Annotated in this window: 18 protein-coding genes; 8 read left to right on the top strand and 10 right to left on the bottom strand. The window is 69.2% G+C overall.

The features are described 5' to 3' along the window. On the top strand, positions 1-1,641 hold a 1,641-nt coding region (locus tag ACK41U_RS10820; RefSeq protein WP_409679650.1), incomplete at its 5' end, for a methyl-accepting chemotaxis protein. Positions 1,642-1,739: 98 nt separating this feature from the next. Then, complete coding sequence (locus ACK41U_RS10815; RefSeq protein ID WP_409679648.1) at positions 1,740-3,956, top strand: methyl-accepting chemotaxis protein; 2,217 nt, start codon at positions 1,740-1,742, stop codon at positions 3,954-3,956. Between the two features lie 125 nt (positions 3,957-4,081). Here the strand turns inward: ACK41U_RS10815 and ACK41U_RS10810 are convergent, their stop codons facing one another. Then, positions 4,082-4,627 carry a L,D-transpeptidase gene (locus ACK41U_RS10810; protein WP_409679645.1) on the bottom strand — a complete coding sequence of 182 codons (546 nt, stop codon included), beginning with the start codon at positions 4,625-4,627 and terminating at the stop codon, positions 4,082-4,084. 484 nt (positions 4,628-5,111) lie between these two features. Here ACK41U_RS10810 and ACK41U_RS10805 point away from each other — a divergent pair, with 484 nt between their 5' ends. Then, a complete protein-coding gene (locus ACK41U_RS10805) occupies positions 5,112-7,529 on the top strand; it encodes a heavy metal translocating P-type ATPase (protein ID WP_409679642.1) in 2,418 nt (805 codons plus the stop codon). Positions 7,530-7,539: 10 nt separating this feature from the next. Continuing rightward, positions 7,540-7,677, top strand: a complete 138-nt coding sequence (locus ACK41U_RS10800; protein ID WP_409679639.1) for a hypothetical protein — start codon at positions 7,540-7,542, stop codon at positions 7,675-7,677. Positions 7,678-7,791: 114 nt separating this feature from the next. Here ACK41U_RS10800 and ACK41U_RS10795 read toward each other — a convergent pair whose 3' ends face one another. From ACK41U_RS10795 to meaB, 5 genes are all read right to left on the bottom strand, one after another. Next, positions 7,792-8,274, bottom strand: coding sequence for a copper chaperone PCu(A)C (locus tag ACK41U_RS10795; RefSeq protein WP_409679635.1), 483 nt, complete (start codon positions 8,272-8,274; stop codon positions 7,792-7,794). A gap of 39 nt (positions 8,275-8,313) precedes the next feature. Next, positions 8,314-8,649 carry a hypothetical protein gene (locus tag ACK41U_RS10790; RefSeq protein WP_409679632.1) on the bottom strand — a complete coding sequence of 112 codons (336 nt, stop codon included), beginning with the start codon at positions 8,647-8,649 and terminating at the stop codon, positions 8,314-8,316. 132 nt (positions 8,650-8,781) lie between these two features. Further along, entirely contained in the window at positions 8,782-9,072 is a 291-nt protein-coding gene (gene rpmB, locus ACK41U_RS10785) for a 50S ribosomal protein L28 (protein ID WP_409679629.1), read from the bottom strand. A gap of 122 nt (positions 9,073-9,194) precedes the next feature. Continuing rightward, positions 9,195-10,262, bottom strand: a complete 1,068-nt coding sequence (locus ACK41U_RS10780) for a bifunctional transcriptional activator/DNA repair enzyme AdaA (protein WP_409679626.1) — start codon at positions 10,260-10,262, stop codon at positions 9,195-9,197. Positions 10,263-10,351: 89 nt separating this feature from the next. After that, positions 10,352-11,335 (bottom strand): methylmalonyl Co-A mutase-associated GTPase MeaB, encoded by a 984-nt coding sequence (gene meaB / locus ACK41U_RS10775; protein WP_409679623.1) that lies wholly within the window; start codon positions 11,333-11,335, stop codon positions 10,352-10,354. A gap of 151 nt (positions 11,336-11,486) precedes the next feature. Here meaB and ACK41U_RS10770 point away from each other — a divergent pair, with 151 nt between their 5' ends. The 4 genes from ACK41U_RS10770 to ACK41U_RS10755 all read left to right on the top strand — a co-directional run bounded on the left by ACK41U_RS10770 (position 11,487) and on the right by ACK41U_RS10755 (position 14,520). Continuing rightward, positions 11,487-11,957, top strand: coding sequence for a hypothetical protein (locus tag ACK41U_RS10770; RefSeq protein ID WP_409679622.1), 471 nt, complete (start codon positions 11,487-11,489; stop codon positions 11,955-11,957). 17 nt (positions 11,958-11,974) lie between these two features. After that, positions 11,975-12,307 carry an ArsR/SmtB family transcription factor gene (locus ACK41U_RS10765; RefSeq protein WP_409679619.1) on the top strand — a complete coding sequence of 111 codons (333 nt, stop codon included), beginning with the start codon at positions 11,975-11,977 and terminating at the stop codon, positions 12,305-12,307. A 148-nt stretch (positions 12,308-12,455) separates the two neighbouring features. Continuing rightward, positions 12,456-13,748, top strand: a complete 1,293-nt coding sequence (gene serS, locus ACK41U_RS10760; protein ID WP_409679616.1) for a serine--tRNA ligase — start codon at positions 12,456-12,458, stop codon at positions 13,746-13,748. A gap of 58 nt (positions 13,749-13,806) precedes the next feature. Next, positions 13,807-14,520 (top strand): hypothetical protein, encoded by a 714-nt coding sequence (locus ACK41U_RS10755; protein ID WP_409679614.1) that lies wholly within the window; start codon positions 13,807-13,809, stop codon positions 14,518-14,520. Positions 14,521-14,538: 18 nt separating this feature from the next. On the opposite strand, the gene der is transcribed toward ACK41U_RS10755, so the two are convergent. The 4 genes from der to ACK41U_RS10735 all read right to left on the bottom strand — a co-directional run bounded on the left by der (position 14,539) and on the right by ACK41U_RS10735 (position 18,830). Continuing rightward, the gene (gene der / locus ACK41U_RS10750; RefSeq protein WP_409679611.1) at positions 14,539-16,020 is read right to left on the bottom strand and encodes a ribosome biogenesis GTPase Der; all 1,482 of its coding nucleotides are present in this window, start codon (positions 16,018-16,020) and stop codon (positions 14,539-14,541) included. Beyond that, positions 16,017-17,342 (bottom strand): PQQ-binding-like beta-propeller repeat protein, encoded by a 1,326-nt coding sequence (locus ACK41U_RS10745; protein ID WP_409679609.1) that lies wholly within the window; start codon positions 17,340-17,342, stop codon positions 16,017-16,019. The genes der and ACK41U_RS10745 overlap by 4 nt, the downstream gene beginning before the upstream one ends. A gap of 49 nt (positions 17,343-17,391) precedes the next feature. Further along, entirely contained in the window at positions 17,392-18,060 is a 669-nt protein-coding gene (locus ACK41U_RS10740) for a hypothetical protein (protein WP_409679606.1), read from the bottom strand. Positions 18,061-18,230: 170 nt separating this feature from the next. Further along, positions 18,231-18,830: a superoxide dismutase gene (locus ACK41U_RS10735; RefSeq protein WP_409679603.1), complete on the bottom strand. Its 600-nt coding sequence runs from the start codon at positions 18,828-18,830 to the stop codon at positions 18,231-18,233. Positions 18,831-19,037: the final 207 nt, after the last annotated feature.

The following is a 19,037-nucleotide window of genomic DNA, read 5'->3' as shown; positions in this document are numbered from 1 at the left end:
ACCGGGATGCTGTGGGTGCTGACGATCATCGTCGCACGGTCGGCACTGACCGGGACCCCGACCGCGCCCGGCATCGCGGGCTGCATGGTCGCGCTGGCCCTGATGTCTGCCGCATGGGTGCTGCACGATCCCGAAGGGCCGGTCGCGCGGCTGACGGCCGCGGCGTCGCTGGCCATCGGACTGGGGCTGCTTGTCGCGCTGTGGCCTGATCAGCCCCGGCAAGGCGACCTGCGGCTGCTGGCCTTCGCCGCTATTGCCGTGCTGGCGGTTCTTTGCGGCTGGCGGGTCATCGTGACCTTTGCCGCGATCACCCTGGTGCAGCCCCTGCTGATCGAGGTGCTTTTGCCGGGGGTGGTCGTGCAGGGCCATCAGAACGGCCATCAGACTGGCACCCCGCTGCTGCACGCCACGGCCCTGCTGGTCGTGGCGGCGGCGCTGATCGGTGTGATCGGTCAGGTCCACCGCATCCGCGACCTCGCCGGGCTGGCGGTGCAGAACGCCTGCGATGCACAGGCAACAAACGGACAGTTGGTTGAGCAATGCGCCGATCGCGACATTGCCTTTACCGCCGCGCAGGCGACCGCGGGGGCCCGGCAGGACCGCATGATCAGCGCGATCTGTCTGGGACTGGAGCGTCTGGCCGCCGGAGACCTGAACCACCCCATCACCAGCCCCGCAGACGACCCGTTTCCGGCCGAGTTCGAGGGGGTCCGGCAGGCCTATAACCAGCTGCTGGCGCAGATCGACGGACTTATCGTCAGGGTCGGACTTGTCGCGGACGCGCTGAAGCGTGATGCGGGCGATATCGACGCCTGCGCCACGATTGCGGCCGACCGTGCCAGCCAGCAGGCGGCAATGCTGTCGACCGGAGAGCAGGCGCTGGCCCGGGTTCAGAACCAGCTTGCCATTGCGCGCGAGGCTGCGGCGGCAGCGGCACGCACCAGTCGCGACACCGAAAGCCATGCGCGCGCAAGCCACGCGGTCGCGGCCGAGACCATCACCGCAATGGAGGCGATCGAACAGCGATCGGCGCAGGTCAGCAGCATCATCGGGGTCATCGAGGATATCGCCTTCCAGACCAATCTTCTGGCCCTGAACGCCGGTGTCGAAGCGGCGCGGGCGGGCGATGCCGGGCGCGGCTTTGCCGTCGTTGCATCAGAGGTGCGCGCACTTGCACAACGTGCCGCGACCTCGGCGCGCGAGATCCGCGAACTGCTGTCAGCCGCCGCAGCGCAGGTCAGTGTCGGCGTGGATCTGGTCACCCGCACAAGCACCTCGCTGTCCGGCATCCTGACTCAGGCATCCGATCTGAGCGGTCTGCTGGCGACCATCTCATCTGCGGCGCACGAGCAGACCGAGGGGCTGGCCGTTGTCAGGACCTCGATGGACGGGTCGGGCACGCTGACAGGCGACGCCGACGGCGCCGCCGTCGGCCACCGGGCATCCGCCGCCGATATCCTGAACCAGAGCGATGAGCTGATTTCGACTTTGGCAGGCTTTTTGTCGATGGCCCGGCCACTCGGCTGGGGGCCTGTGGCAGACGGGCCTTCCGAGGGCGGCTGTGCAGGCGGTCAGGATCTGACGCAGTTTCTTCAGCCGGACGACGACCCGCCCTCGCCGGGCCTGACGGTGGCCTTTTGACCCCGCAGCAAGGCCCGCGCGCCCATCCGATGCAGCAGTCTGGTGCATTGGTCTGGTGCCCCTCGATCCAAACACGATAACAGTTCACCGGAGCAACCATGTTCAAGAATGTCAAAATTGCGGCGCAGGTGACAGCGGGATTTGCGATCCTGTTGATTTTGCTTGCTGGCTTCGGCGCCTTCACCTGGGAGCGCATGCGAAATCTGCAGGCGATTGATCATCAGCAGTTCACGGCAAAGGACGATCTGCTGCGCGCCGCGCAGATCGAGCTGGGTGCCACCGAGGCGCGTCGCACTCTTCTGGCCTTCAACGACGATCCGTCCGTCGGGACCGGGGACCTGATTCTGACCTCGATGAACAGCGTCCTGTCGCTGGCGCGCGACCTTGCGCGGGGGCAGATCGAGGGTGAGACCGACACATATGCGGCGCAACTGGTCGCAATCAAGGAACGCCACATCCTGGAGGCCGGGCAACTGGTCGACACCGGCCTGAACCGGACGGCGCTGACCGATGAGTTGCAGGCTCTGGGGATCGAACACCGCCGCGCCATCGGCGCCCTCGGTGATGCGCTGCGGCGCCGCGGTGCCAGCAACGAGGCGTTTCTGGCGCTGACGGCATCCGAGAATTTTCTGCTGACACGCGTGCGCATCGACCGCTTTCTTGCCGGAATGCCCGCGTCCGAATTCGAGACCGCGCGCCAGCCGTTTCAGGCCACGCGCGACGCCCTGTCCGGGCTGGGCAATGCCGGCCTGCCGGGGGCCGAACGCGATATCCTGTCGGGGCTGGACCGGGGCCTGACCCGGTTCTGGGCGGTCGCAGAACAGGTGCGGGCGGCAGAACTTGCGACCCGCGACGCGGCCCGTCTTGTCGATGAAACCACACATGACGTGCTGACAAGCGTGGCACTGATCCGCGATGACATCGCCGCGCGCGTGCGCGCGTTGCAGGAACGCGGCAAGGCCGTGCGGGACATGACCGTGCTGTCGATCCTGGTCGGCGTGTCGGCGGCGCTGCTGCTGGGGGTGCTGATCGCGGCGTCGCTGGCGCTGCCGCTGTCGCGGCGTCTGGCGCGCAGTGCGGCGCAGACCAACCGGCTGGCCGAGGGCGATCTGTCGGTCGAGATCACCGGAACCGAGGGCCGCAACGAGCTGGCGCAGATCGCCCGCGCCCTGGCCGTCTTCAAGGAAAACGCGATCGAGCGCCTGCGCCTTGCCGATGCGCAGCGCGCGGCGGAAGACGAGGCCCGCGCCAGGCGTGAAACCGAGCTGAACCGTCAGGCCCGGGTCGTGCGCGAGATCGGCGATGGCCTGAACCGGCTTGCCCAGGGCGACCTGAACCAGGCCATTCCCAGCCCCGAAGACGACCCGTTTCCGGCGGAATATGATGCCCTGCGGGACTCCTACAACAGCGTCGTGCAGACCCTGTCGGGAACCCTGTCGCGCATCTCGGATGTCGCCGATCAGGTCCGCAACGGGTCCGAGGAAATCACCTCTGCCGCGCAGGATCTGTCAGGCCGGGCCGAAACGCAGGCCGCAACGCTGGAGCAATCCGCCGCCGCGCTGAACCAGCTGACTGAAAGCGTACGCTCGACCGCCGAACGCGCCCGCAATGCCGAAGAGGTCAGCCGCGCCAATCGCGAGATCGCCGAAAACGGCGCATCCATCGTCCGCGATGCGGTGGCCGCCATGAAGGGGATCGAGAAATCCTCGGATCAGATCACCCGGATCATCGGCGTCATCGACGACATCGCGTTCCAGACCAACCTGCTGGCGCTGAATGCCGGGGTCGAGGCCGCACGGGCGGGCGATGCCGGGCGGGGTTTCGCGGTCGTCGCCTCGGAGGTGCGCGGCCTTGCGCAGCGGGCATCGGAATCCGCGCGTGAAATCAAGGGGCTGATTTCAGAAAGTGCGGCTCAGGTCGAGACCGGCTCGGCGCTGGTCGGGCGCACCGGGGAAAGTCTGGAGCAGATCCTTGGCAAGGCGCACGAGGTGTCAGAACAGATTTCGGCCATCGCCTCGGCGGCGCATGAGCAGTCGATCGGTCTGGGCGAAATCAACTCGGGCGTTCATCAGCTGGATCAGGTGACCCAGCAGAACGCCGCCGTGGCCGAGCAGACCAACGCCGCCGCCGCCGCATTGCAGGAGCAGGCCGGCGATCTGATGCGCGAGATCGCGGGGTTCGGCATCGGATCGCGCGGCGGGGCCGCAGCCCGGTTGACCCAAAGCGCCGCCACCGCAGCCCCGGCCAAACCGGACCTGCCGCCGCTGCGTATCGTCAGCAGCCGCAGCGGCGGCAACCAGTTGTTCGAGTTCTAGGCCGGTGGCCGGCCACCCCGCAAAGGACCCGGTGCGGCAGGATCTGACTGCCGCACAGGTCCGGTCACCGCACAGCCCCCATGCCAGTCTGGCGGCGGGGGCTGTGAAACCCGGGGCGCGCCGGTTCAGAAAACGTAGACCGGCGTGCCCAGGGGGACGCGGTCGAACAGGCTCATCACGGCCTCGTTGCGCATGCGCAGGCAACCGTTCGACACGGCGCGACCGATCGAGCCGGGCTCGGTCGTGCCATGGATGCGGATCGCGGTGTCCTGCCCCCGGTCGTTGTAAAGATACAGGGCGCGCGCACCCAGCGGGTTCTGCGGGCCGCCCGGCATGCCGTCCTTGTATTTCTCATAGGCGGCAGGATTGCGCGCGATCATGTCGTTCGTCGGGCGCCAGCTGGGCCATTCGACCTTGCGCCCGATGGTCGCCCGGCCCTTCCAGACCAGTTCGTCACGACCGACGGCCACGCCATAGCGCGTCGCCCGGCCCGGCGCCGTCACGTGATACAGAAAGAAATCGCGGCTGACCACGACGATGCTGCCCACCTCGAAATCATCGCGGATGGCCACTTCGGTGGGCGCGTAGGGGTCGGCTGCGGCCTGCGCAAAACCTGCAACAGGCATGGCGAGCAGCGGCAGGGCCAGCGAAATCATCTGACGGCGGTTCATGGCCTGATGTCCTGTCGGTCGTTTCAATTTCACCCAAGATTACACGCGATGGGCGGGCGCGCGCAACTCGTCCGGCCATTTCCGGCGATCACGCTTGACGGAGCGGCCCCTGCACCACATCTAGAACCCATGTGCTGCCCGCAATCATCGCCCCGGCCCCAGACCTCGCCGCCCCAGATTTTGGGGGCGCTGCCTTTGGGAGTGCGGTCGTCGAGGGTGCTGTCGTCTGGACCCCGCGCCGCGATCGGCGGACGCAGGCCCCCGGCACGCCCGGCGCATCTGTGTCGCGGTCGTGGTGACCGGGCCTGCCGGTGCCATGTGCCCGCAGGGCGCCCGGCGCCGGTCGCACCCTCCAGACCACGCCGTTGCCCCGACCCGGCGCCGCGGCGCGCGCAGGTGCCCCACACGGCGCCTGCCCGACCGCAGGCCCCTCCTGTTCTGCTGATGCTGCCCGGCTTTTCTGGCACTTTCAGCGGATATGGACATGAACACCCCTGACATTCTCGACCTGCCCATTCCGGGCATTTCCTGTGCAAGCTGCGCCGCGCGGGTGGAACGCGCATTGGCGGCGCTGCCCGGCGTCACCGACCTCAGCGTCAATGCGATGACGCGGCGGGCGCATCTGCGCCTTGAGGGCGCCACCCTGCCGCAGGTGCAGCAAGCGCTGACCGAGGCCGGGTATCCGGCGGACCTGCCGGTCACGCAGCTGACGATCGAGGGCATGAGCTGCGCCTCGTGTTCCGGGCGGATCGCGCGGGCGCTGGACGCGCGGCCCGATATTGCCACGGCGCAGGTCAATCTGGCCACGCAGAGGGCGACGGTCACGCATTCCCCCTCGCTCAGCCCGCAGGCGCTGGCGGATGTCGTGACGCAGATGGGCTATCCGGCGCAGGTCGCCGGGGCGGGCCAGCCGCCCGCGCATGACCCCGATGCCGAGGTCACCGCGCTGCGCCGCGACATGCTGACCGCCGCGCTGCTGAGCCTGCCGGTCTTTGTGACCGAGATGGGCGGCCACGCGGTCCCGGCCTTTCACCACTGGCTGCACGGGCTGGCCGGGCCTCAGGCGATCTGGCTGTTGCAGATGGTGCTGACCGCCGCCGTTCTGGCCGGGCCGGGGCGGCGCTTTTTCACCACGGGCATTCCGGCGCTGCTGCGCGGCGCGCCCGAGATGAACAGTCTGGTGGCGCTTGGGGCGGGGGCGGCGTTTCTGTATTCGACCGTGGTGACGCTGGCGCCGCAGCTGGTGCCCGAAGCCTCGCGCCATGTCTGGTTCGAGGCCGCCGCCGTCATCGCCACGCTGATCCTGACCGGCCGCTGGCTGGAGGCGCGGGCGCGCGGCCAGGCGGGCGCCGCCATCCGCCGCCTGATCGAGCTGGCGCCCGCCGAGGCGCGGCTGCTGCAAGGCGGGGCGCCGGTGCTGGTGCCCGTCGCCTCGCTGCGGCCCGGCGATCTGGTGGCGCTGCAACCGGGTGAGCGGGTGGCGCTGGACGGCGTCATCACCGAGGGGCACGGCGCCATCGACGAATCCATGCTGACCGGAGAGCCGGTTCCCGCAGCCAAGGCGCCCGGCGATGCGGTGACCGGCGGCACCGTCAATGGCGGCGCCGCGCTGACCTATCGGGTGACCGCGACCGGCGATCAGACCGTGCTGTCGCGCATCGTCGCCATGGTCGAGGCCGCGCAGGCGACGCGCCTGCCGGTGCAGGCGTTGGTCGATCGCGTCACGCGGGTCTTTGTGCCGGTGGTCATGGGGCTTGCGGCGCTGACCTTCGGGCTGTGGCTGGGCTTTGGGCCGGGGCTGGCCGAGGCGGTCGTGGCGGCGGTCGCGGTGCTGATCATCGCCTGCCCCTGTGCGATGGGGCTGGCGGTGCCGGTCTCGATCATGGTGGGCAGCGGGCGGGGGGCGGAACTGGGCGTGCTGTTCCGCCGGGGTGATGCGCTGCAAAAGCTGGCGCAGGCCCGCGTGATCGCCTTTGACAAGACCGGCACCCTGACCGAGGGGCGCCCCCGCGTCACCGGCCTGTGGGCCGAGGGGATCGACCCGGATGCGGGCCTGCGCCTGATGGCCGCCGCCGAGGCGCGGTCGGAACACCCGCTGGCCACGGCGATCCTGTCCGAGGCTGAGGCGCGCGGCCTGACCCTGCCGCAGGCCGAGGGTGCGCGCGCCCATGCCGGGCGGGGACTGGCCGCCCGCGTCGAGGGGCACGCCTTGCTGATCGGCAATGGCACAGCGCTGGACGAGGCCGGGATCGCGCTTGCGCCTGCGCTGCTGGCGCAGACCGACCGGGCGGCGGAAACAGGGGCGACGCCGGTGCATCTGGCGGTGGACGGGCGGCATTGCCTCAGCCTCGCGCTGGCCGACACCGCGCGCCCCGAGGCCGCCGCGACCATTGCCGCGCTGCACGCGATGGGGCTGGAAACGGCGATGCTGTCGGGCGATGTGCCTGCCGCGGCACAGGCGGTCGGGCGCGGTCTGGGCATCGACCGGATCGAGGCCGGGCTGTCGCCCGAGGACAAGCTGACGGCGATCCGCGGGATGGGGCGCGGCGTGGTCTTTGTGGGCGACGGCATCAACGACGCCCCGGCGCTGGCCGCCGCCGATACCGGGATCGCCATCGGCACCGGCACCGATGTCGCCATCGAATCGGCGGATGCGGTGCTGATGTCGGGCGATACCTCGGGGGTGGTGCGGGCGGTGCGGCTGTCGCGGGCGGTGATGCGCAATATCCGCCAGAACCTGTTCTGGGCCTTTGCCTATAACAGCGCGCTGATCCCGGTGGCGATGGGGGTGTTGGTGCCCTTTGGCGGCCCGGCCCTGTCGCCGATGCTGGGGGCGGCGGCGATGGCCCTCTCGTCGGTCTGCGTCGTGGCCAACGCGCTGCGGCTGCGGCGTGCGGGATGAGGCGCGCCGGATGAGCCTGTCGCGCCGACATCTGCTGGCGGGGGCGGCGGTCTGGGCCGGCATGGGGGCCGCGATCGGCCCCGGCAGCCATCGCGCCATGGCGCAGGCCAGCGCCCGCCCGCCGCGCGTGCCTTTGGCGACAGTCTGACGGTTGCTGGCCGACGGGGTGCATCCGTCGGCCCGGGGGGTCAGCCTGCTGGTGGCGGCGCTGGGACCGATGGTCCTGCGCCTGACCGACCGGCTGGGCTGACCCGCAGCTGCCTCAGTGGCCCGCGTGTTCATCGGCGGCTGCGGCCCCGCCGGCGTCATGCGCGCCGCCCATGCGCTGATTGTCGACGACCGCCTCGGCCTCTTCGGTGCCGCAATCGCCGAAATCGAGGCTGAGCGCGATCGTGTCGCCATCGGCCAGCGGACGGGTCAGGCCCAGCAGCATGACGTGATCGCCGCCCCGGTCCAGTTGCCGGACCTCGCCTGCGGGGACGGCAAAGCCCTCTTCGACCTTCAGCATCCGCATGACGCCGTCTTCTTCCTTGTGGGTGTGCAGCTCGACCCGCTCGGCCACGTCAGAGGCGACGGCCTGCAAGGTGCAGCCGACCTCGCGGTGATTCTCCAGTTCCATGAAGATGGCGCCGGTCATGGGGTTGGTGCTGCGGGCATAGGCATCGTTGATGTGCATGCCGTCATGGGCCAGCGCGGCAAGCGGGGTCAGGGCGGCCATAGCCGCGACGAAAGCGATCTTTTTCATGGGTCTTGTCCTTGGATTATGCGGTGTTGTGCAGAAATCTCAGGCAAGGCCGGGCGGGTCGCGGACGCGGACCCAGAGATCCGAGGCGGCGGGCGGCGCGCCAAGGCGGCGGGGCGGCAGCGGTGCGGGCGGATTGCGATGCGGCGCCAGCACGACATCGGGGCTGTGCGGCGCCGTCATCAGCGACAGCGCCATATCGGGGCACAGATGCGCCCGGCTGCTGTCAGGCTCGGCGGGCAGGCGCGTCACGACGATGCCATGGCCGGTGCACAGCACCACCTCGGTGCCCAGCATGACCGTGCCGCGCGCCGTGCCCAGCCCGATGCTGGTCAGCGTCACGAGAAGAATCAGAAGGGCGGCGATGGGGCGCGGCATGCGGCCTCTCTAGCCAGTTGCGACAGCACGGAACAGCCGCCAATCGGTCGCAACAGGGCCTGGGGCGGCGGCGGAACGCGCAAAGGCCCCGCCATGGTGGCAGGGCCCTGCAATGTCATCCCGCAGACGGGATCAGAGTTGCGGCTGTTCGGCTTTGGACAGGTCGCGCTTGATCTTGCGGGCGCGGTCCGACAGCTCGGTGTCCTTGGCTTTCGCCAGGAACGCGTCCAGCCCGCCACGGTGATCGACCGAGCGCAGCGCGGCCGCCGAGATGCGCAGCGAATAGCCACGGCCCAGCTTTTCCGAGGTCAGCGTGACATCGTTCAGGTTCGGCAGAAACCGGCGACGGGTTCTGTTGTTGGCATGGCTGACGTTGTTACCGCTCATCGGGCCTTTGCCGGTCAGTTCGCAGACGCGCGACATGGTGTTTTCCTTCGTCTCAGCTGTGCGGGCGGACCGGCGGGGTCCGTCCCAATGTGAAAGGGCGCCGCGAGGCAGCGCCCGGAATTCCGTTCGCGGGTGACTACAGTGAAGCCTTGCAGGCGTCAACCCTTGTCGCGCGGATTTGCCGCCCATCCGGCCTCGATCGCGATCAGCCGCTCCTTGCGCCACAGCCCGCCCGCATAGCCCGCAAGCCGCCCGTCCGCGCCGATCACCCGGTGGCAGGGCACGACCAGCGCCAGCCGGTTCGCCGCATTGGCCGCCGCCACCGCCCGCACCGCGCGCGGCGCGCCCAGGGCCGCCGCCAGCTGGCCATAGCTGCGGGTCTGGCCCGGCGGAATCTGTTGCAGCGCGCGCCAGACGCTGCGTTGAAAATCAGTGCCATGCAGCGTCACGGGCAGGTCCAGCGCCGGGTCGCGCCCGGACAGATAGGCGTCCAGCGCGGCCTCGGTCCGGTCGGTGACGGCGGTGCGGCCCAGCCCGATCCGCCCCCCCAGCAGACCCGAGATCCGCGCCAGCCCCTGCCGCAGCGCCTTGCGCTCGACAAATTCCAGCAGATGCAGGCTTGTCGGGTCGGCAATCACGATCATCCCGCCCAGAGGCGTGTCGATCCAGTCGGCCAGCGCCTCGCCCGCGCCCCGCATCTGATGAGGGGCATGGCCGAACAGCCGCCGGAACGCCTGCCGGAAGCCCGAGGCCGATTCGAACCCCGCATCCAGCTGAGCCTCGATCATCGGCGCCCCCTGCTGCAACCCGGTCAGACCTTGCCGCAGGCGCGCGGCGCGCGCCATGGACAAAAAGCTCTGCCCGAACTGGCGCTGAAACAGCCGCCGGACGGTCGAGGGGTCATGGCCGCGCGCCAGCAGATCGGTCTCGGACCAGCGCCGGGCCGGGTCGGCGCGCAGCGCGGCGGTCAGATCGGCGATCACCGCATGGCCCTGTGGCCCGACGCCCAGGGGATCGCAGCGGCGGCAGGGGCGGAAGCCTGCGGCCTCTGCCGCCAAGGCATCGGCGAACCAGCGGCAGTTTTCGGGGCGCGGCTTGCGCGACGGGCAGGTCAGGCGGCAAAAGATGCCGGTGGTGGTGACGCCGACCAATGCGCGGCCCTCATAGGCCGGGTCGCGCGCCAGCAGGGCGGCATAGAGTGTCTCGTGTTCCGGCAGGTCGCGCATGGCAATGCCCCTTTCTGCCCTCTGTCATAACCGATCAGCGCCGGCTGTGGGGCGCCAAAACGGGCAGCGCATTCCGTCAGGCCACGCATTCAGCCGCGCGGCCTGTCCAGCCAGTCCAGCATGTCCTGCACCGCCACCCCCGGCAGCAGCGCGCCCTGCGCCACCTGCTGCCCGAGACGGGCCAGCCGGTCACGGGCCTCGGGCGTCTCGATCCGGGCCAGCAGGGCGCTTCGCAATTCGGCCTGAAACCATTGCCGGGCCTGCATGGCGCGGTTGGTGTCGAAATGACCCTGCGCGCGGCGCCAGCCGGTGAGGGTCTGCATCTCGGACCAGGTGCGGTCCAGCCCGTCGCCGGTGGTGGCCGAGACCGGCAGCGCCTTGGGGAAGCCCTCGGGGTCCTGCGCCCGTTTGCGCAGCAGGCGCAGCGCGCCCGCGTAATCGGCCACCGTGCGGCGGGCGGGGGACAGCAATTCGCCATCGGCCTTGTTGATCAGGATCAGGTCGGCCATCTCCATGATGCCGCGCTTGACGCCCTGCAATTCGTCGCCCCCCGCAGGCGCCAGCAGCAGCACGAACAGGTCGGTCATCTCGGCCACCAGCGTCTCGGACTGGCCGACGCCGACGGTTTCCACCAGCACGACATCATGGCCTGCCGCCTCACACAGCCGGATCGCCTCGCGCGTGCGGCGGCCGACGCCGCCAAGCGTCGCGCCCGAGGGCGAGGGCCGGATATAGGCGCGCGGATCGCGCGACAGATAGTCCATCCGCGTCTTGTCCCCCAGAATCGAGCCGCCCGAGCGGGCCGAGGACGGATCGACGGCCAGCACCGCCACCCGCAGCCCCTGCCCCGTCAGCATCAGGCCGAACGCCTCGATAAAGGTCGATTTGCCCACCCCCGGCGTGCCCGACATCCCGATGCGCAGCGCCTGCCGGTCGGGCAGCGCAGCCAGCAGCGCCTGCGCACGGGCGCGGTGATCGGGGCGGGTCGATTCGACCAGCGTGATCGCCCGCGACAGCGCCCGACGCTCGCCCCGGCACAGCGGTCCGAGCAGATCATCCTGCGTGGCGGTCATCGTCTCTCCTGCCCATGGGGTCGTGGCGGCGCGGGCCGAGAGTGGACCAGCACGCCGCCACGGGCAATCCCCGCCGCCTTTGCTTGCGGCAGGCCGGAGATGCACCTACCTTTCAGCCGGGGGCAGATGCCCGCCCAGTGAGGCTTGACCCATGAGTGACATGCGACCGCGCGACAGACGTTCCGGCCCGGTCATCGACCGGCGCGCGCTGCTGTGCGGCGCCGTGGCGGCTGCGGTCATGACTTCGGTCGTGGCTGGGGGGCGGCCTGCGCAGGCTGCGGGGTTTGCGCAGGCGCCCGACTGGTCGCGCCAGCCGCTGTGGCTGATGATGGTCACCTCGCCCGCCTGCCACCATTGCGCCGCCTGGAAGGCCGAGATCGGCCCCGGCTATGCGGCCAGCCCCGAGGGGCGGGTTGCGCCCATCTTCGAGGTCGATCTGCGCGGCCCCTATCCCGACGGGCTGGCGCTGGACCGGCGCCCCTGGATCACGCCCAGTTTTCTGCTGCTGCGCAACGGGGCGGAACTGGGCCGGATCGAGGGATATGTCGGAAAACGTCATTTCCACCCGGTGCTGAACAGCTTACTGACCGGGACCGGGCAGATCCGCCCCGGTGGCGCATGATGCCAGAGGACAGCCAGATGAACCAGAGACCGGCCGATCCCATGGCGCCGCAGGCGCCTGCCGCAGACATGGTCGAACGCGCCGCCGAGGCCAGTGCGTTCATGAAGGCGCTGGCCCATGAGGGGCGGATGATGATCCTGTGCCATCTGTCGGGCGGCGAAAAGACCGTAGGCGAGCTGGAGGCGCTGCTGGGTCAGCGGCAGGCCGCTGTCAGCCAGCAGCTGGCCCGGCTGCGTGCCGAGGGTCTGGTGCAGTGCCGACGCGACGGCAAGGCGCGGTTCTATTCGGTGGCCGACCCGCGTGCCGCCGAGGTCGTGGCGCTGATGTACCGGCTGTTCTGCGCGCAATAGGGTATGTTTGGGGGGGAGGTGCAGGGGCTCTGCCCCGTCGCGCAAGCGCGACTCCCCGGGATATTTGTGGACCAATGCAGGGGCTGGGCTTTCGTGGCGGCGCGGGGTGCGCTAATCAGGCCGGGTTTCGCATTGAAGGGTCAACGCCATGCATGACATCCGGGCCATCCGTGAGAATCCCGAAGGCTTTGAGGCCGCGCTGAACCGGCGCGGCTTGTCGGGGCTGACCTCGCAGATCCTGTCGCTGGATGCCGAGCGTCGCGCCCGGATCGCCGCGGCAGAGGCCGCGCAGGCCGAGCAGAACCGCGCCAGCAAGGATGTGGGCGCCGCGAAGGCGCGCGGCGATGAGGCCGGGTTCGAGCGGCTGCGCGCGCGGGTGGCCGAGACCAAGGCCGAGATTGCGCGCATGCAGGCCGAGGCCGCCGATCTGGACGGGCGGCTGCGCGATCTGTTGCTGACGATTCCGAACCTGCCTTTGGAGGGGGTCCCCGAGGGGCGCGACGAGGCGGACAATGTCGAGCTGCGCCGCTGGGGCACGCCGCCCATGCTGGATTTCGCCCCGCGCGAGCATTTCGAGATTGCCGGGGTCGTGCCCGGCATGGATTTCGAGACCGGCGCCAAGCTGTCGGGCAGCCGCTTTGTGGTGCTGAAGGGGGCCGTGGCGCGGGTTCACCGGGCTTTGGCGCAGTTCATGCTGGATCTGCATGTGGATCAGCATGGGCTGGAGGAGACCTGGACCCCGGTGCTGGTGCTGGAAGAGATGATGCTGGGCACCGGGCAATTGCCGAAATTCGGCGAGGACAGCTATCAGACCCGCGAGGGGTATTGGCTGATCCCCACCGCCGAGGTGACGCTGACCAATACCGTGCATGGCGATCTGCTGGATCACGCGGACCTGCCGCGCCGGATGGTGGCGCATAGCCAGTGCTTCCGCTCGGAGGCGGGCAGCGCGGGGCGCGACACGACCGGCATGCTGCGCCAGCACCAGTTCGAGAAGGTCGAGATGGTCTCGATCACTGATGCCGAGAGCGGGCTGGCCGAGCATGAGCGGATGACCCGCTGTGCCGAGGCGGTGCTGGAGGCGCTGGGACTGCCCTATCGCACCATCGTGCTGTGCACGGGCGATATGGGGGCGGGCGCGCGCATCACCCATGACATCGAGGTCTGGCTGCCCGGTCAGGACCGCTATCGCGAGATCAGCAGCGTCAGCTATTGCGGCGATTATCAGGCGCGGCGGATGAATGCGCGCTATCGCGCCCCGGGCGGTGGCAAGCCGGAATTCGTCCATACGCTGAACGGATCGGGTCTGGCGGTGGGGCGCACGCTGATCGCGGTGCTGGAGAACGGCCAGCAGGCGGATGGCTCGGTCGTGCTGCCCGAGGTGCTGTCGCGTTATCTGGGCGGCGCTACGCGGCTGAGTGCCGAAGGCCGGCTGGGCTGAGATCGCATCAGCCTGCCGGCGCCGGAAACCGCAGCGGCAGCAGCGGCGTTCCGGTGGTATGACATCTCTGGGCAACATCGCACATGGTCTGGCAGCGGCGGTCTTTGTGACCGCCGGTGTGCTGGGCGCATTGCAGCCGGGTCCGGGGTTGCCACTGGCCATGTCGCTGCGGGGCCAGCATCTTGCCTATACCTATCTTGCCCCTGACAACCCGCTGATGTGGACCTTGCTGCTGGTGGTCTGGGCCGTGGTGGCTCTGGACGCGATCGGCCAGTGGATCGACCCGTCCGAAGGGCCCGCATCGGTCCGGCGCCAGCCGCGGGTTCAGGGGCTTTTTGTCATATCTCTGCTGATTGCAAGCGCGGCACCTGCGCTGTTGCGCGACAGCCCGGCCGGGCTGGCCGTGGCGATGTGTGCGGCGACGGGCGCGGCGATTGTCGCGTCTCGGCGCGCGGCGGGGCGGCACCGGCCCGCGATCGGATTCTACGCAGGATGGATGACCGCGGTGACCTCGGCGGCGCTGGCCATCATGGCGGACAGGCTGATGCAGATGCCGGTGGTGCTGATCTCGGCCACGGCGATCCTGCCGGCGACGGCGGTCGGGATTGTCGCGCAGATCTGGATCGGGCCCAGCATCGGCTATTCGGCGGCGCTGATCTGGGCGTTTTGCGCCATGGCGATCACGACCATGGGCACCGCCCCCCTGATCGCGCTGTGGGCGATTGTGGGGATTGCCAGCATGGCCATCGTGCTGGTGCGCGCCGCGTCCTGAGGCGCGCAGCCCGGCGGATCACGCCTTGGGGCGCTGCCGCTTTTTATGCTTGGACAGGGCGCCCGACTGATTGATCTTGTCGCCCTTGGCCTTGAACGGGTTGTCGACACCCTGATCGCGGAAGGTCAGCCGGATCGGCGTGCCGGGCATGTCGAAATCGGCGCGCAGCCCGTTGATCAGATAGCGCTCATAGCTGGTCGGGATCTGGTCGGTATGGGTCGCCTTGACGATAAAGGCCGGGGGCCGGGTCTTGATCTGCGTCATATAGCGCAGCCGGATGCGGCGCCCGCCCGGTGCCGGGGGCGGGTGGCTTTCGGTCATTACGCCCAGCCACTGGTTCAGCCGCGCGGTCGAGATGCGGCGGTTCCAGACCTCATGTGCCTTGAGCACGGCGGCATGCAGCCGGTCCAGCCCCTTGCCGGTCTGGGCCGAGACGGTGACCAGCGGCGCGCCTTTCAGCTGCGGCAGCAGGCGTTCGAAATTCGCCCGCAGCTCGTTCAGCTTTTGCGGCTTGTCCTCTTCCAGATCCCATTTGTTCGCCGCCACGACGACCGCGCGGCCCTCGGTTTCCGCGAAATCGGCGATGCGCAGGTCCTGGGTCTCGAAGGGGATCTCGACATCCAGCAGGACGACAACCACCTCGGCAAAGCGCACGGCGCGCAGCCCGTCGGACACCGACAGCTTTTCCAGCTTGTCGGTGACCTTGGCGCGCTTGCGCATGCCCGCCGTGTCAAAGATGCGCATGGGCGTGCCCATGAATTCAGTCGTGACGCTGATCGAATCGCGGGTGATGCCCGCCTCGGGGCCGGTCAGCAGCCGGTCCTGACCGATGATCTTGTTGATCAGCGTCGATTTCCCGGCATTGGGCCGCCCGATCACGGCCAGCTGCAGGGGCCGCGCCTCGGACGGGCGCCAGTCTTCGGCGCCCGCGCCGGTTTCGGCGTCTTCCTCGGACAGGTCCACATCGGTGACGGCGGCGATGGGGGCCGGGCGGTCGGCCTCGATCTGGTCGGCAAGCGGCATCAGCACGGAATAAAGATCATCGAACCCCTCGCCATGCTCGGCCGAGACGCGCAGCGGCTCGCCCAGACCCAGAGCATAGGCCTCCAGCGCGCCGGATTCGCCTGCGCGGCCTTCGGATTTGTTGGCGGCGACGATGACATGCTTGGCGCGGCGGCGCAGGATTTCGGCGAAATATTCATCCGCCGCCGTGACGCCGACGCGGGCGTCGATGACGAAAAGGCAGATATCGGCCTCGTCCACGGCACGCTCGGTCAGGCGGCGCATGCGGCCCTGAAGGCTGTCATCCTCGACCATCTCAAGGCCCGCGCTGTCGATCACGACAAAGCGCAGATCGCCAAGTCGGCCTGCGCCTTCACGCAGGTCTCGGGTGACGCCGGGCTGGTCATCGACCAGCGCCAGCTTCTTGCCAACCAGACGGTTGAACAAGGTGGATTTTCCGACGTTGGGCCGGCCGACTATGGCGAGTGTGAATGTCATCTATATGCGTGCAACTGGCCGTTTCGAGCAACGACGTAAAGGGTTTGTCCGGCAACGACCGGGGCGGCGGCGGCTCCGCCGGGAATATCAGCCTGTCCGGTCAGCGTGCCCGAGGCCGGGTCAAAGACCCGCAGCACCCCGTCGCTGGAGGCGACAAACAGCCGCCCTCCGGCCAGAATCGGCCCGTAATGCGCGTGGATGCGGTCCTGACGGCGCACGCGGTCGGTGGTGTAATAGGGCATCGGGCGGCGCCAGATGACGCCCCCGGTCACGGCGTCCAAACGGATCAGTTCGGCCTGATCATTGACGGCAAAGACCGAGCCGCCCGCGACGACGACCGGGCTGTTGGCGCCGTCGCGTGCGGACCATTCGGTCATGCCGGTGGCCAGATCGACGGCCTGAATCCGCCCCGCCGAGGTGCCCGCATAGACGCGGCTGCCAGACACCACCGGATCGCCGGTCATGTCACGGATCACCGCAATGCTGCGCCCCGGACGGGTGCCCGCGACCTGGCTATTCCAGTTGGTCAGCCCGCTTTCGCGGTCCACGGCCAGCAATTCGCCCGACGAGAAGGGGAAGATGACCTGATTGCCCTGCACCGCAGGCACCGAGACGCCCATGACGCCCGAGCCCGACTGCGTGGCGCCGGTCTGCCACAGCACCCGGCCATCGCTGGCGCGCACGGCCCAGCCGACATTGTTGCGCGCGGCGACATAGACGGTGCCGTTCTGCACCGCAGGCCCGCCGCCGACCGGGGCGCCGACGCGCTGGCGCCACAGCACCCCGCCCGAAGCCGCGTCCAGCGCGACCAGCTCGCCAAAGCCGGTGGTGGCGTAGATGCGCCCGCCCTCATAGGCGACGCCCCCGCCCGAGGCGCTGTCGCGCGCCTCAAGGGCCGGGGTGATGTCCGTGCTCCAGACCCGGCCGCCATTGGGGGCGGTCGCGGTGACGTTGGCGCGGCTGTCCAGCGTATAGATCAGGCCGCCGCCGAGGATCGGCTCGGACACGATGCGGTGGCGGCGGGTATCGCCCTCGCCGATCGGCGCCGACCAGATGCGGCTGGTGCCCTGCCCCAGCGCCACATGGCCCGGCTGATGCGCGGCATTGCCCGCCCGGTGCGTCCATTCGGCATTGCCCGAGGGGGCAGCCAGCGACAGCGCGGTGCCGGTGATCCCCGCAGGCCCCTCGATGGCGGGGCCATCGGGCGAGGTAACGGCCAGCGGGTCCAGTCGCTGACCCTCGAGGATCACGTCGCGGTCACCGCAGGCCGCAAGGCCAAGGCCCGCCACAAGTGCCAGACCATATCGCAAGGTGGGGGTCATGCCTCGGCTCTCCCTCGTCCAGTCGCTGTGCATGGGGCGCGGCGCGGCATCAGTTCCCGGCCCCGCCCAGCAGTTGGGGTTGGGCATCGGGTTCGGTGCCCAAGGCGATCATCATCTCGGACAGGCGCCGACGCAAGGCTTCGGTGAGGCCATCCTTCTGTTGAATCTGCGCAATCAGGGTCAGCGCATCCTCGGCCCGGCCCGCGCCGACCAGCGCCACGGCCTTTTGTTCCAGCGCCAGCAGCTCGAACGGGGCACCGGCGCGCGACAGATGCGTCAGCATCGCATCGCGTTCCGAGGCGCCCAGATCCGGCCCCGCCAGCATCACCAGCTTGAGCTGCGCCAGCTCGCCCAGCACGCCATCGCGGCCCGACATCTCGCGCAGGGTGGCAATCGCGGCCTCGCGCTCGCCCGCCCCGGTCTGGGTGGCGGCGGCCAGCAGCCGCGCCAGCGTCTCGCGCCCGGCCCGCCCGCCCGCATCGACGGCCAGAATCGCCGCCGCATCGCCCTGGGCCTCGGCGGCAAGCACCGCATCGCCCCAGTTCTGCGCATTCGTGCGGTCCTGCGCGCGGCTGTATTCGCGCCAGCCCGCGCCGCCGACGACCAGCACGATCACAAGAATCCCGATCCAGCCATAGCGTCGCAACGCGCGATAAAGCCGGTCGCGGCGCAGTTCCTCGGTCACCTCGTCGATGAAGCTGTCGTTCTGGTTGGCCATGGCCGCCTTCGTGCGAAAAATTCCGGTTGCAGGCCGTCTTATACCGCCCGGCGACGGAAAGCCAATGGTTGCGCCGGGCATGCGCCATCACGGGGCGGTGGGCCACGCAAAAGGCCCGCCCCTTTCGGGGCGGGCCGGGGTCGGGCCAGTGACTGTGCGTCTCGCCGCGATTACATGCGCGAGGCGACGTTTTCCCAGTTCACCAGCTTGTCGAGGAAGTTTTCCAGGTATTTCGGCCGCGCGTTGCGGAAGTCGATATAGTAGGAATGCTCCCACACGTCGCAGCCCAGCAGCGCCGTCTGGCCGAAGCAGAGCGGGTTGACGCCGTTCTCGGTCTTGGTGATCTCAAGCTTGCCCTCGGCCGTCTTGACCAGCCAGACCCAGCCGGAGCCGAACTGACCCACGCCGCCTTCGGTAAATTTCTTCCTGAAGTCGTCGACCGAACCAAAGCTGTCCTTGATCGCGGCTTCCAGTTCCGACGGCATGGCGCCGGGATTGGGACCCATCATCTCCCAGAACTGGGCGTGGTTCCAGTGCTGGCTGGCATTGTTGAAGATGCCGTTCTGCGCCACGGCGCCGGGCTGATAGGTGCCCTTGACGATGTCTTCGAGGGATTTCCCCTCCCATTCGGTGCCGGCCACCAGCTCGTTCAGCTTGACCACATAGGCGTTGTGGTGCTTGTCGTGGTGGAATTCCAGCGTTTCGCGCGACATGCCGCCATCGGCCAGCGCGTCATGGGAATAGGGAAGATCGGGAAGCGTGAAAGCCATGATCCGGTCCTTTCTGAAGGGGTTGAGATCTTTGCCGGGCGCACAGTCCCGTATTCGGCGGATCAACGCAAGGGGGCGGGGGCGGGTTCCTGAGGGTCGGCTCTGACCGGGAGGGCGCAGGGGGGCTGTCTGCCCCCCTCCTGGCCTGCGGCCAGTTCACCCCCCGAGGATATTTCGTGACCAAAGCAGGTGAAGGCCGGTGTCAGC

This window comes from Paracoccus sp. (in: a-proteobacteria), assembly GCF_046289755.1.
Classification (GTDB): domain Bacteria; phylum Pseudomonadota; class Alphaproteobacteria; order Rhodobacterales; family Rhodobacteraceae; genus Paracoccus.
Note: the sequence above shows the minus strand (reverse complement) of the source record. Positions and strands in the feature narration are given on the sequence as shown.